At 39.0% G+C, this 13,887-nt stretch carries 14 protein-coding genes; 7 read left to right on the top strand and 7 right to left on the bottom strand.

Annotation, left to right across the window (positions count from 1 at the left end):
* Positions 1-25: 25 nt before the first annotated feature.
* Positions 26-1,051, bottom strand: coding sequence for a rod shape-determining protein (locus LC419_RS17450; RefSeq protein WP_034700899.1), 1,026 nt, complete (start codon positions 1,049-1,051; stop codon positions 26-28).
* A gap of 399 nt (positions 1,052-1,450) precedes the next feature.
* Between LC419_RS17450 and hemA the strand changes: the two genes are divergently transcribed.
* The 6 genes from hemA (at position 1,451) to hemE (ending at position 6,690) form a co-directional block, all read left to right on the top strand.
* Positions 1,451-2,725, top strand: coding sequence for a glutamyl-tRNA reductase (gene hemA, locus LC419_RS17445; protein ID WP_047450950.1), 1,275 nt, complete (start codon positions 1,451-1,453; stop codon positions 2,723-2,725).
* Positions 2,712-3,620: a hydroxymethylbilane synthase gene (gene hemC / locus LC419_RS17440; protein WP_223608561.1), complete on the top strand. Its 909-nt coding sequence runs from the start codon at positions 2,712-2,714 to the stop codon at positions 3,618-3,620. The genes hemA and hemC overlap by 14 nt, the downstream gene beginning before the upstream one ends.
* A gap of 51 nt (positions 3,621-3,671) precedes the next feature.
* On the top strand, positions 3,672-4,253 hold the full coding sequence (locus tag LC419_RS17435) for a DUF1287 domain-containing protein (RefSeq protein WP_223608560.1): 582 nt from the start codon (positions 3,672-3,674) through the stop codon (positions 4,251-4,253).
* 10 nt (positions 4,254-4,263) lie between these two features.
* Positions 4,264-4,920: a peptidoglycan recognition family protein gene (locus LC419_RS17430; protein ID WP_223608559.1), complete on the top strand. Its 657-nt coding sequence runs from the start codon at positions 4,264-4,266 to the stop codon at positions 4,918-4,920.
* Positions 4,920-5,591: a uroporphyrinogen-III synthase gene (locus LC419_RS17425; protein WP_223608558.1), complete on the top strand. Its 672-nt coding sequence runs from the start codon at positions 4,920-4,922 to the stop codon at positions 5,589-5,591. The genes LC419_RS17430 and LC419_RS17425 overlap by 1 nt, the downstream gene beginning before the upstream one ends.
* 67 nt (positions 5,592-5,658) lie before the next feature.
* Positions 5,659-6,690 carry a uroporphyrinogen decarboxylase gene (hemE, locus tag LC419_RS17420; RefSeq protein WP_223608557.1) on the top strand — a complete coding sequence of 344 codons (1,032 nt, stop codon included), beginning with the start codon at positions 5,659-5,661 and terminating at the stop codon, positions 6,688-6,690.
* Positions 6,691-6,827: 137 nt separating this feature from the next.
* Here the strand turns inward: hemE and LC419_RS17415 are convergent, their stop codons facing one another.
* Entirely contained in the window at positions 6,828-7,460 is a 633-nt protein-coding gene (locus LC419_RS17415; protein WP_223608556.1) for an NAD(P)H-dependent oxidoreductase, read from the bottom strand.
* 221 nt (positions 7,461-7,681) lie between these two features.
* On the opposite strand from LC419_RS17415, the gene LC419_RS17410 reads away from it, so the two are divergent.
* Entirely contained in the window at positions 7,682-7,807 is a 126-nt protein-coding gene (locus LC419_RS17410) for a GNAT family acetyltransferase (protein ID WP_223608555.1), read from the top strand.
* A gap of 38 nt (positions 7,808-7,845) precedes the next feature.
* Here LC419_RS17410 and LC419_RS17405 read toward each other — a convergent pair whose 3' ends face one another.
* From LC419_RS17405 to LC419_RS17385, 5 genes are all read right to left on the bottom strand, one after another.
* Complete coding sequence (locus tag LC419_RS17405) at positions 7,846-9,066, bottom strand: cysteine desulfurase (protein WP_223608554.1); 1,221 nt, start codon at positions 9,064-9,066, stop codon at positions 7,846-7,848.
* Positions 9,067-9,301: 235 nt separating this feature from the next.
* Positions 9,302-9,943, bottom strand: a complete 642-nt coding sequence (locus tag LC419_RS17400) for a 50S ribosomal protein L25/general stress protein Ctc (RefSeq protein WP_223608553.1) — start codon at positions 9,941-9,943, stop codon at positions 9,302-9,304.
* Between the two features lie 55 nt (positions 9,944-9,998).
* Positions 9,999-10,937 (bottom strand): ribose-phosphate pyrophosphokinase, encoded by a 939-nt coding sequence (locus LC419_RS17395; RefSeq protein WP_090026015.1) that lies wholly within the window; start codon positions 10,935-10,937, stop codon positions 9,999-10,001.
* 85 nt (positions 10,938-11,022) lie between these two features.
* Positions 11,023-12,585: a G-D-S-L family lipolytic protein gene (locus LC419_RS17390; RefSeq protein WP_223608552.1), complete on the bottom strand. Its 1,563-nt coding sequence runs from the start codon at positions 12,583-12,585 to the stop codon at positions 11,023-11,025.
* A 10-nt stretch (positions 12,586-12,595) separates the two neighbouring features.
* Positions 12,596-13,834 (bottom strand): OmpP1/FadL family transporter, encoded by a 1,239-nt coding sequence (locus LC419_RS17385; protein WP_223608551.1) that lies wholly within the window; start codon positions 13,832-13,834, stop codon positions 12,596-12,598.
* Between the last annotated feature and the right edge of the window lie 53 nt (positions 13,835-13,887).

Raw genomic sequence — 13,887 nt, 5'->3', positions numbered from 1 at the left:
GATGTATTGTCGTAAAAAGTTAAAATTATTTAATTAAGAAATTGAATTTATCCATATTCTTAAGGGCAATACCGGTTCCGCGAACAACAGCTCTCAACGGATCTTCTGCTACAAATACAGGAAGACCAGTCTTTTTGTGCAATCTGTCTGCAAGACCTCTCAATAAAGCACCTCCTCCAGCAAGATAGATACCTGTTTTATAAATATCAGCAGCCAGTTCCGGTGGCGTAAGAGAAAGCGTTTCCATTACCGCATCTTCAATTCTGATGATAGATTTGTCTAATGCACGTGCAATTTCTTTGTAGCCAACCATGATTTCTTTCGGCTTCCCTGTAATAAGGTCTCTACCCTGTACCGGGATATCTTCAATGTCTACATCAAGATCTTCCACTGCAGAACCTACTTCAATTTTGATTCTTTCAGCCGTTCTCTCTCCGATGTAAAGGTTATGGTGAGTTCTTAAGTAATAAGCGATATCGTTGGTAAATACGTCACCTGCAATTTTTACAGATTTATCACATACGATCCCTCCTAAAGCTACCACTGCAATTTCCGTAGTACCTCCACCTATGTCGATGATCATATTTCCTTCAGGTTTCTGTACATCAATTCCAACTCCTATTGCTGCAGCCATTGGTTCGTAAATCAGTCTTACTTCTTTCGCATTTACTTTCTGAGCAGAATCTCTTACCGCTCTTTTTTCAACTTCAGTAATACCAGAAGGGATACAGATCACGATTCTCAGTGCCGGCTGTATGAATCTACCTTTAATTCCAGGAATTTTTTTGATAAATTCTTTGATCATGTGTTCAGAAGCGTGGAAATCTGCAATTACCCCGTCTTTCAAAGGACGGATCGTCTTGATATCCTCGTGAGTTTTACCCTGCATATGCTTGGCCTGTTCGCCGACCGCAATGGGCCTACCCGTAGAACGTTCAATTGCAACAATTGACGGCTGATCTATAACAATTTTATTATTATGGATGATAAGGGTATTGGCAGTACCAAGGTCTATCGCAATTTCTTGCGTAAACATATCGAATAAACTCATATTTTTCTTCTGATTTTAAGTTTACAAAGATATAAATTTAACACTACTAAAGAAATTTAACCTGCATATAATTTGGTTAAAATTTTATTAAAATTTATAATCTTATATTAACTTTTGCTTTAATCATTTACGGAGTCTGATTTAAACTAAAATTAATGGCAATGGGGCCTGAACACGTAAGGTACGAATCTTTGAGTCAAATACAAAGAAATCTCTCTCTTAAAAAATTATAAAATGCTGATTATAAATTATTTTCCCATCGGCTGTACCATCATACATCTTCAAATTGCATTCTTTCAGCGTCTGTTTCACTCCTTCCCCACCATAGTTTTTCACGATAATTATCATATACATTATCAGAGGCTGATTAATTAAAAAAACCGTAAATTTGCCGTGCTTATGTTACAGTATTCCAACATCCATCAAACATCGAATTTTGCTGTACTTTCCATCAGCTACGAGAAGGCTGATGTAGAAACAAGAGGGAAATTTGCATTCTTTGATGACAACATCAAGAACTTTGTCACCCGGATCCATAATGTGGATTTAGGGGATGCATTTGTGGTTTCCACATGTAACAGAACCGAAATCTATACCACTTCACCGAATTATCTTCTGGTCGCAGAGGAATATTGCAAAACCATCGGGGTCCATCTTACGGATTTCCTTCAGTTTGCGAATATCCTGACCAAAGAAGAGGCACTGATCCACCTGTTCAGAGTAGCAGCAGGACTGGAAAGCCAGATTATCGGGGATTTTGAGATTATCGGACAGATCAAAAAAGCATACAGCCGCTTTAAAAAAGAAAGACAAAATTCAAATCCTTATCTGGAAAGAGCAATTAATGCAGCCATCCAGATTTCGAAAAGAATTAAAAACGAAACCGGAATTTCAAACGGGGCCGCTTCTGTGTCTTATGCTGCCGTACATTACATCTTAAACAGCCAGAAAAAAATAACGGAGAAAAACATTCTTCTTTTGGGTGTAGGTGAAATCGGGCAGAATACGGTTGAAAATCTGGTGAAGCACGTTTACCAGCCTAAAATAAAAATCGCGAACAGAACTCAGGAGAAAGCTGAAAAAATTTCCGAGAAGTACAATATTCCTCATGTTGATTATTCTGATTTTGACAAGGAAATAAAAAATACAGACATCCTGATTGTTGCTACCGGAGCAAAACATCCCATCATCAACAAGTCTCACTTTCCGAACGGAAAAGAAACGCTCGTGATTGACCTTTCCATTCCTCATAACGTTGAAAAGAACGTTACGGAAAATGAAAACGTAACGCTGATCGATGTGGATGAACTTTCAAAACAAATCCAGGAAACGATTCAGCAGCGGGAAAAAGAGATCCCGAAAGCTGAAAAAATCATCAAAGAACTGATGAAAGAGTTTCTGGAATGGGAAAAAAAGAGAAAGCTGGCTCCAAATATTCACCATTTTAAAGCAGTTCTGAAGAATATGGAACGCAATGAAATGCATAATTTTTACAGAAAAAATAAATACATAAACATCACGGACATGGAGCTTTCTGACAAAATGATCCAGAAAATCACCAACCGTTTTGCAAAATTTATCATCGACAATCCTTTAAAAGCCGAAGAAATTAGTAAATTAATGCACGAAATATTAGTTGAACAACCAAACAACGAATTCAATGAAAAGCATTAGAATCGGAACAAGAAATTCCGCACTTGCACTTTGGCAGGCAAGAGAGGTTGCGAGGCACCTTCAAAACCGTAATTATTTAACGGAAATCGTTCCTATCGTATCTTCGGGCGATAAGAACTTAAATCAACCGCTTTATTCTTTAGGAATCACCGGGGTTTTCACAAGAGACCTTGATGTGGCTTTACTGAATGACGAGATTGACATTGCCGTACATTCTTTAAAAGACGTCCCTACACAGCTTCCTCAAAATATTGAGATCATTGCTTATCTGGAAAGAGATTTCCCGCAGGACGTACTGATCAGAAAAGAATCTTCAAGAAATAAAGAATTCCACGAACTTAAACTGGCGACCAGCAGTCTGAGAAGAAGAGCATTCTGGCTAAAGAATTATCCCAACGCTGAATTTTCAGATATCCGTGGAAATATCCAGACCCGACTTCAGAAACTGGAGGATGGAGACTTTGATGCTACGATTTTATCTCTGGCAGGAATCAAGAGAATGAAAATGGACATCGATTATGAGATGCTTCCGTTAATGATCCCAGCCGCTTCTCAAGGCGTAATTGCCGTGGCCGGACATTCTGACAAACCAGAGATCAACGAAATCCTGAGCCAGATCAATCATAAGAAAACCCAGATCTGTGTAGAGATCGAAAGAAATTTCCTGAGCACACTGGAAGGCGGATGTACTGCCCCAATCGGTGCCTATGCGGAAATCATCGAAAACCAGGTCCGATTCAAAGCAGCTTTGTGTTCTCTGGATGGCAAAAACTGCATTGCTACCGATGAAAACTTCGAGTACAACGAAACTGAGAATTTTGGAGAGAAATTCGCAAAGATCGTTCTTGAAAACGGTGGAAAAGAATTGATGACTGAAATCAAGAATTCTTACTAAACGTTTTCAGACAGCTCCCTTTATCTTTACATTCCTGTTAAGCGCGGAACTATGAAAAAGTATCTGTTTTTATTAGCATTCACCTGTTATATGGGTATGGCAAGTGCACAGAATAAATTTGCACTTCAGCTATCCGATTCCGCTTTGGGATTGGTGGATAAAACGGTTACCTATGATCCCACTTACTTTGTCCTTAAATATCCCAACGGAGATGTCCCGGCAGATAAAGGCGTATGTACAGACGTCGTGATAAGAGCTTACAGAAAAATGGGGATCGATCTCCAAAAGGAAGTTCATGAGGATATGGCAAAAAATTTCACAAAATATCCGAAAATCTGGGGTTTGAAAAAGCCTGATACGAACATTGATCACCGCAGAGTCCCGAATCTTGCTGTGTTCTTTTCTAAATTCGGGAAAGCAAAATCTATTGAAAGCAATCCTGCATTGTATGTTCCGGGGGATATTGTTACCTGGCTTCTGCCTGGAAATTTAACCCATATCGGAATTGTTGTCAATAAAAAATCTGCCGACGGAAAGAGGTTTCTGATCGTACATAATATAGGAGGCGGACAGGTGGTGGAAGATGTCCTTTTTAAGTATACCATTACAGGACATTATCAATACCAGAAATAAATAACTTTTTATGAAAAACCTTATTTATGCTTTCTTTGTATTGATGGCATGCTATACGAAAGCTCAGACCGGCGAATTTAAAATCATTAATAAACCTATTGATTATTCTCCGGAAAGAGTTAAACTGAGCCTTGAGTATCTTAAAAGTCATTATAACATCACTCAGAATTCACCGGTCATTTCGCCTAAAATCATTGTTCTTCACTATACTGCAGGCGGAACTGTAGAAACGAATTACAAATATTTCAACAAGACCCATCTGGAGTCTGCCCGAAATGTTTTAAAGAAACAAAGCACACTGAATGTTTCCTCCCAGTTTATTGTAGACAGAGATGGTACCATTTATCAGCTTATGGAACCTAATATGTTTGCGAGACATACCATCGGACTTAATTACTGTGCCATCGGTATTGAAAACATTGGAAGCAAAAATCAGCCGCTTACAGAAAAGCAGGCATTGGCTAATGCACAATTAATTAAGTCCTTAACTAAAAAATACAATATAGAATATCTGATAGGTCATTCAGAATATGGTATCTTTAGAGGATCAAAACTCTGGAAGGAAACTGACCCGAATTATTTCACTGCAAAAGAAGATCCGGGGAAGGATTTTATGAAGAAAATACGATTGCTAGTAGATGATTTACATTTAAAAGACAAACCCTAATGAAAATTCTTTTCACCAAAACCATAGATGCCGCATTGCTGTCCAAAGAATTAGGATCGGATATTTCGGCTGAATGTATTGAGGTGATCAGAACGGAACCTATAAAAATCTCTCCATTTGATTTAAAAAATAGCTCATTGATCTTTACGAGTGTGAATGGAGTGCGATCTTTCTTTACAAATCAGTTTAAACCTAACGAAGATTTTACCGCAAAAAATTATAACAAAATATATTGTGTCGGTGAAAAAACGAAACGTGAACTCAGAAAATACGGTTTCGGGACTTTCAAGGTTCTGAAAAACGCAGAAACACTTTCAAGGTTTATTATCGGAAACTGCCAGCACGAGCAGTTCCTTCACTTTTGTGGCAATCTGGCCATCGATGTTCTGGATAAAGATCTTCCGCTGCAGAATATCCGCTACAAAAAGATTACGGTTTACAACACTGAAGAAATCAATCCTTTGGTACCTGAAAAATATCATGCTACAGTTTTTTTTAGTCCAAGCGGAGTTCGTAGTTTTGCAAAACTCAACTCTTTAGAAGGAATGAAGATTTTTTCAATCGGTGAAACGACCTCCAATGAACTGCGAAAGCACACCACAGCAGAGATCTTCACTTCAGAAGAAAACAATCTGGCTTCTATCTTTGAGCTGATAAAAAAAGAACTTTGAAGCAGCTGCAAGTTTGGCTGGTAAAAATAATAAGTGCCGGGAACGGCCATATTAGTTTAAATAAATTATGATTAAAAACGACTTATATTTAAAAGCACTCCGCGGAGAAACGGTAGAAAGACCGCCGGTATGGATGATGAGACAGGCCGGAAGATATCTGCCGGAATTCATTGCTCTTCGGGATAAATATGACTTCTTTACGAGATGCCAGACGCCTGAACTTGCTTCTGAAATCACTGTACAGCCTATCCGTAGGTTTCCTTTGGATGCAGCCATCCTGTTTTCTGACATTTTAGTGGTTCCTCAGGCAATGGGAATCGATTTTAAAATGAAAGAAAATGTAGGTCCGTGGCTGGACAATCCGATCAGAACAATGGAACAGGTTCAGAATGTGATCGTCCCTGATGTGGATGATACTTTAGGATACGTTTTTGATGCCATTGAGCTTACCTTAATTAAATTAGATAATGAAATTCCATTAATCGGTTTTGCAGGTTCTCCATGGACGATCCTATGTTACTGTATTGAAGGAAAAGGAAGTAAAGCTTTTGATATTGCAAAATCATTCTGTTTCCAGCAGCCTGAAGCGGCTCATTTACTGCTTCAGAAGATCACGGATACTACGATTGCCTATTTAAAAAGAAAAGTGGAAAAAGGAGTTTCTGCAGTACAGGTTTTTGATTCATGGGGTGGAATGCTTTCTCCTACGGATTACCAGGAATTCTCATGGCAGTACATCAACCAGATCGTTGAAGCCTTGAGTCCTCTTACCCATGTGGTGGTATTCGGGAAAGGATGCTGGTTTGCGCTGGAAGATATGACGATGTCTAAGGCATCTGCTTTGGGTGTGGACTGGACCATCACTCCTGAATTCGCAAGAACTTTAACCAATCATACGATGACGCTTCAGGGGAATTTTGACCCTGCAAGATTACATTCTACGCCGGAAACCATCAAGAAGATGGTGACTGAAATGATCAACCGTTTCGGGAAAGACAGATATATCGCGAATCTTGGACACGGAATCTTACCTAATATTCCTGTGGAAAATGCGGAGGCGTTTATCAGAGCGGTTGTGGAATGGAAACCGAACAACTAATAATTAAAAGAATTCAAACCTCATAGGTTTTTGAAACCTATAAGGTTTAGACAGAAATATGATTAAGTAATTAGTCAAAAAACAAAATCCCTTTCAAAACAACTGAAAGGGATTTTTTATAAGAAAAAATTGAGTAATTAATTCACTTCGGTAATAAAATCTTCTTTAGGTTTTCTCACTTTGGCAAGATTCACCAACCAGTCTGATTCAGAGTTTCTGTAACCGATAGGCAGAAGCAGAACACTCTTTAAGCCTTTTTCTTTTAAGTTTAAAACTTCATCCACCGCCTCAGGAGAAAAACCTTCCATTGGCGTGGAATCTACTTCTTCAAAAGCGGCTGCGATAATCGCTGCTCCGAATGAAATGTACGCCTGTTTTGCTGCGTGTGTAAAGTTTTCTTCTGCAGATCTCTGAGGATATGTTCCCAACAGCATCTGTCTGTAGTTTTCCCAGCCTTCATTTTCAAAACCTCTGATTTTGTTGGTCAGATCAAACATCGCATTGATTCTCTCTTCTGTGTAATTATCCCAGGCCGCAAACACCAAAAGATGGGAACAGTCCGTGATCTGCGGCTGATTCCATGCGTGAGGTTTGATCTGCTCCTTTACCTCCTGATTGGTGATCACAATGATCTCAAAAGGCTGAAGTCCGCTTGATGTAGGGGCAAGTCTTGCAGCCTCTAATATTTTATCCACTTTTTCTTGTGGTACTTTCTGACCGTTCATTGCTTTGGTCGCAAATCTCCAGTTCAATTTTTCTATTAATTCCATTACGTTAAATTTAGACCAGACAAAATTACTTCAAGAAGCAAGACGTACATACACAAAAATTGCTATTTCAAGGATTGGTAAAGTCTATTATCTATAATCAGTTTTAGATCAACCTTTAATTCAAGAAACAATAAATCCTCCAAAAAATTGAAGGATCTACAGATATTTTAATGGTTTTTAATTATCTTTATTGCTAGCACTAACCCATTAAATCATTGAATATGAAAAAATTAAGTAAAGAACAATTGAAAGAAATCATCGCAGGCGGTGAAATCTGTCTTGAATGCGCCATAGGATATATTCAGGTCATTGTTGAAGGAAGATGTTATTGTATTCCTCAGGATTAACTTCAGCAAAAAAGCAGCGGATCTGCTGCTTTTTACTTTTATCCCAACATTTTCTGAGCTTTCTTTACGCCTTCTACAAGCTTGTCAATTTCATCAAAAGTATTGTAAACAGCAAAACTTGCTCTTACGGTTCCGGCTATATTAAAGAAGTCCATGATCGGCTGTGTACAGTGGTGTCCGGTTCTTACGGCAATACCCATTTTGTCAAGGATCATCCCTACATCGGAAGAAATTCCCGTTCCTTCTAAATTAAAGGAAACAACACCTACTCTTTTGGCTTTTTCACCATAGATCTTTATGTTTTCCAGTTCTAAAAGTTGTCTCTGGGCATATTCAAGCAGTGCGTTTTCATGATTCTGAATATTTTGTCGCCCTATTTTTTCGATAAAATCAACGGCAGCGCCTAATGCAATATTTCCTCCTACATTCGGAGTTCCTGCTTCATATTTAAAAGGAAGCCCTGCGTAGGTAGTTCCGTCAAAAGAACAGGTTGCTATCATCTCTCCTCCTCCATGGAAAGGTGGAAGTTCCTCCAGGAGCTCTTGTTTTCCATAAAGGATACCAGTTCCCATTGGTGCATACATTTTATGACCTGAAAACACAAAGAAGTCACAGTCCATCTTCTGTACATCGATTTCGAAGTGAGGTGCAGACTGCGCTCCATCGATGACAATATAAGCACCTGAATTCTTCCTTGTTTTAGCAATAATCTCTTCAATAGGATTGACAATTCCTAATGCATTGGAAACCTGGTTTACAGCAACTACTTTGGTTTTTTCACTTAAAAATTCGTCCAGATAGTTCAGTTGAAGGATACCGTTTTCATCAATCGGGATCACTCTCAGTTTGGCTCCGGTTCTTTCACAAAGAAGCTGCCACGGAACAATGTTCGAGTGGTGTTCCAGATATGAAATGACAATCTCGTCGTCTTTTTTAAGCTTCTGTGTTAAAATATAGGCGATGAGGTTCAGACCTTCTGTAGTTCCTTTTGTAAAAATGACTTCAAAATCATGCTTAGCATTAATGAATGTCTGAATCTTTCTTCTTGAAAGCTCCATTTCTTCGGTAGCCAACTGACTTAATGTATGAATTCCTCGGTGAACATTGGCATTAAGCTGGGTATAATATTCATTCCAAATCTTCAAAACGGAATCCGGTTTCTGAGATGTGGCTGCATTATCTAAGTAAACCAATGGCTTACCATTCACTTCGCGGTTTAATATCGTAAACTGACTTCTTATTTCCTGAATGTCAAACATTTATTAAAATTTTAAATTAGATGGCTCTTATTTAGAACACTTCAAATTTACGGCTTTTTTTTCGAAAGGAGGTACCGTGCAAGCGGGTGATACTTGTCAGGTGATAGAAAGATTCGATAGATAAGATGGGAAAGAGGATTGACGAGGCCCATTTATTTTGTCCTGCATCCTCATAGATAAAAAAACCTGCCAATAACATTGACAGGTTTTATATGGTTTGTTGAATAAGCAAATATTATTCTGCTGTAGCTTCTTCTGCTGCTGGAGCTGCTCCTTCTTCAGTTGCAACTTCTTCATCTTCATCATCTTCTACTACTGCACCACCTTTCATTGCATTTCTAGACATCTTAACAGCTACTACAACTGCATTGTCAGGGTGTACGAAAGAATATCCTTCAGCTTTGATTCCTCCTACATAAAGCTTGTTACCAATTCTTAATGGAGTTACATCAACAACGATCTCGTCTGGTAAGTTAGCAGGAATAGCTTTCACTTTTAATTTTCTGAAAGACTGACGTAAAACACCACCAGCCACAACACCTTTAGAACGTCCGGTAATTCTTACAGGAACTTCCATAATTACTGGCTTATCGTCAGATAATTGGTAGAAGTCTGCGTGTAAAATTTTGTCCGTAATTGGGTGGAACTGAATATCCTGAAGAACTGCCGGAATTGTTTTTCCGTCTAGTTCAATAGATACCGTGTGTGCTTCAGGAGTGTATACTAAACCTTTGAATGCTCTCTCTTCTGCAGAGAAGTTCAATGGTGCTTCACCTCCATAAACAACACAAGGAACTAATTCAGCATCACGTAAAGCTTTTGTAGACTTTTTGCCCACGCTTTCTCTTTTTGTACCTTGAATTGTAATAGATTTCATTTATAAAAAATTTAAAAATTTGTTCAGTTTAATTTTGCAATCTGTTAAAAATCAATTAGATAATAAACTTACTACTGATTGATTGATGCTCATGAACCATCTTCATAACGTCTGCAAATAATGGGGCGCAAGATAGCACTTTTATTTTAGATGACAAATTATTTTTAACAGGAATTGAGTCAGTTACAATAACTTCCAGCAATTTAGAGTTCTCAATATTCTCGTACGCTTTTCCGGAAAGTACTCCGTGAGTTGCCATCGCTCTTACTGATTTTGCTCCTTTTTCCACTAGAATATCTGCAGCTTTACAAAGTGTACCCGCTGTGTCAATCATATCATCGATAAGGATTACATTCTTCCCTTCTACATCTCCGATAAGGAACATCTCTTCTACAACATTAGCTTTCTTTCTTTCTTTGTAAGCAATTACTACTTCAGCACCCAGGTGACCTGCATAGTTTTTTGCTCTTTTCGCACCTCCCATATCCGGAGAAGCTATCGTAAGATTATCCAGGTTCAATGCTCTGATATAGTCTACGAAAACACTTGAAGCATAAAGATGATCTACCGGAATTTCAAAGAATCCCTGAATCTGATCTGCATGAAGATCCATCGTCATGATTCTTGTTGCTCCTGCTGCTGTCAATAGATTAGCTACCAGTTTGGCACCTATCGGAGCTCTTGGCTTGTCCTTTCTGTCCTGTCTTGCAAGTCCGAAATAAGGGATTACAACAGTAATACTTTTAGCGGAAGCTCTTTTCGCTGCATCAATCATTAATAGAAGTTCTAAAAGATTGTCTGCTGGCGGGAAGGTAGATCCGATTAGGAAAACTCTTCCTCCTCTTACAGATTCATCCAGAACAGGCTCGAATTCCCCGTCGCTGAACTCCTGAAAGTTGATTTTTCCTAACTCTTTCCCATAATGCTGGGAAATTTTTTCTGCCAAGTCCCTGCTGGTTCTTGTACAAAATAGATAACTTAACTGATCGGCCATTTTTACTTTTTAAAGATTTTGCAAATTTAAAAAAAAACCACAAGAATTACTCTTGTGGTTTCTAACTTTTTATTTTCCTGTATTATTACGGGAATTTTACTCCTGAATATTTATTAGGATCTACCTGTGGCAAAGTAGATTTATACTTTGTGTTAATAGATTTGATAAATTCATTGGCAATAACCGCATACCCTCTTCCTGTAAGGTGAACCCCATCAAGAGAGAAAGCTCCTCCGGTCACAAATTTGGCCGTATATTTTACCCCATCGAAAGTAATACCGGACTTACCATTAAGCTCAGTCATTTTAGCATTACCATCTACAAAAGCCAATCCATAAGAATCAGCAAGTGATTTTATAGAAGTGTTGTAAGCATCTACCGCTGTTTTCACATAAGAAGCTTCTGTTTTTGTTAATACATGCTGATTTTGCAGTGGATAAGAAATTCCATACACATTTACTGGTGCCGGTGCTCCTGGCGCAGTAGTTCCGATTAGAGAACTTGTTGTAAGAAGGATATAATCTTCTGATGTAGCTTGTCTTGCCTGTCCAAAGATTTGTCCAAATGCAGTTGCTGTAGGCAATCCTAATGAAGGAGTCAAAGCAGCAGTAAGCTGTGCAGACAGATCTGTAAGTGCAACGTCTTTGATTAAAACCGGGTTGGAAGAAGTGGAAGAAAGTAAATTAATTCTGTCTCCAGCTCCAAAAGCAGTAAGCGCCTGCTTCAACGGACCATATAAACTTGTATTAAGTGTTGCTAAATTTGCTCCTAATGTTGTAGGTGTTAAAGGATTGTAAGGAACTGTCGTAAAGAAAGGAATAGAAGTAACATAAGGAATATTGGCAATAACTCCTTTTGTGGTTCCTACACTCTTAAGACCATCAAGGACCCCTTTAATAGATCCCGCTACAAGATTAGGATCAGAAATATCATTTGATTTATAAGTGAGTGGATTTACATTTCCAGTCTGAACTACCGCCGGAGTGTAAGTAGTAACTCCTCCTACCGTCTGAGAATTCGTTCCTCCGTTAGTAGCATAAGATAATACATCATTATTTCCAATCCAAAGAGAGAAGAATGTAGGTTTCTGAGCTTTTGCATCATCTAAAACAGAAACTGTGGCAGAAGTAGCAAATCTCACGAAGTATGGATTGGCAGCTCCTAAAGCAAGGTTAGCAGCACTTCCGTAACCTGGTGCCACCAAGTGGAAAGACTTTGCTCCCGGAACTCCCATATTCTGATAAGGTCCACCGGCAGTCACATTATCCAATGCCGCAGCAGGGCTGCTTGGAACCGGACTTAAACTTCCGCTGGCAGTCACTGTAAGATTCAGTTTACCCGGAAAACCAGGCAACCCTATAAATCCACCTACATCATTTGGCATCATAGGCTGCTTAAATGCACCGCCGCCTGCCAGTTTCATCTGCATCGCGATGATACTTGGATACGACTCGTTTTGTCCGCTGCTGTAAAGGGCTCCATCTCTATATCCTGAAGTTAAAGAGTTTCCTATAGAAACATAATTGGAAAAGTTGGCTTCTCCGCTTGTCACCTGAATATCTTTTACATCGGTATCAAAATCAGTCTCACAACTTGTTGTAAAAAGAAGTGCGGAAACGGCAAGTGTTGATATTATAATTTTTTTCATAGTCTTTCAATTAAAAAGGGTTGTACGATAAACCTAAACCAAAGTAGAATGCCTTAGCTTTAGCCTGTCCGTTAAAGCCTAGCGCTGCATTTCTTACATCTCTGGACTGAGGCATGGCATATCCACCTGCTAAATCCACTCCAAACTGCTTTAATTTAAAGCCAACACCACCTGTAATTACATAGGTATTGAATGAAGGAGTTTCCGGAATAAAGTTTTCATCCGTATATGGAGATTCATCATAATAAGCACCCAAACGTCCGAAGATCATATCTGTGAATGCATACTGAGTACCCAATCTGAATGTTTTGGAATTTCTGAAGTTTTTAGGAGCAACCAATACGGTAGGATCCGGCTGATTCCCCACAGGGGCATTCGCAAAATCCAAAGTCAGCTTGCTGTATCTTTCCCACCCGTGGTAGTTAAAGTCAGCAGAAACCAACCATTTTGGTGTTACTTTATACGTTAAACCAATGGTATATTCTTCCACCAAAGGAAGGGTTGCTGTAAATTTATCCTGTCCTGTACTTGGATCAAGACCTAACAGAGGATAAATAGCTGCTGAAGGGAACTGAAACGTAGCGGTTCCTTTTTTGGCCTTCATATCTATAGGGGAACGGTAAGCAATACTTACATCCAGTTTAGGGTCTGGTCTGAAATAGAACCCGAATCCATATCCGCTTCCGCTAGCTTTCTCGTCTTTAATATTTAGCTCACCACCAAACTGTGTTACAGCTTTATCCCAGTCTACTTTACCTTTAGCATAAATATAGCTCGCCCCAAAAGATACCCAAGGAGCCAGTTTTACAGATACCATCGGCTGGAAATAGAAACTTTTCAGCTCCAGTTTCTGCACCATTTCTCTTCCTTCCCAGTCACTTGGCCACTCGATCGTACTTCCGAAAGGTGTACTAAAGCTGAAACCAACAGAAAGGTTCTCTATCGGTCTATAAGCCACTGCAGCGTATAACGGAGTACCGATAGGGTTGTCTGTTGATGTACTCTGTAGTGTATTCAAGTTTTGAAAAGTAACTTTATTACTTGCACCAAACCCTCCTGCCACTATACTCAGCTTAGAAGGAATGAATGACATACCCGCTGGGTTAAAGAATGCCACACTTGCATCTTCGGCATGAGCACTAGTATGCGCCATTGCCAATTGTTTCACTCCCTGGAGAGATACCCTGAAACCTCCCGCGTAAGATAAAACACCCGCCAATAAAGCAGTTGATACTAATATTTTTTTCATAGACTGTTATTATATAACCCAAATATAAAATTATTTTGAATACGCCTGTTAAT

Origin of the sequence: Chryseobacterium sp. OSA05B (assembly GCF_019970065.1) — a bacterium.
GTDB lineage: Bacteria > Bacteroidota > Bacteroidia > Flavobacteriales > Weeksellaceae > Chryseobacterium.
Note: the sequence above shows the minus strand (reverse complement) of the source record. Positions and strands in the feature narration are given on the sequence as shown.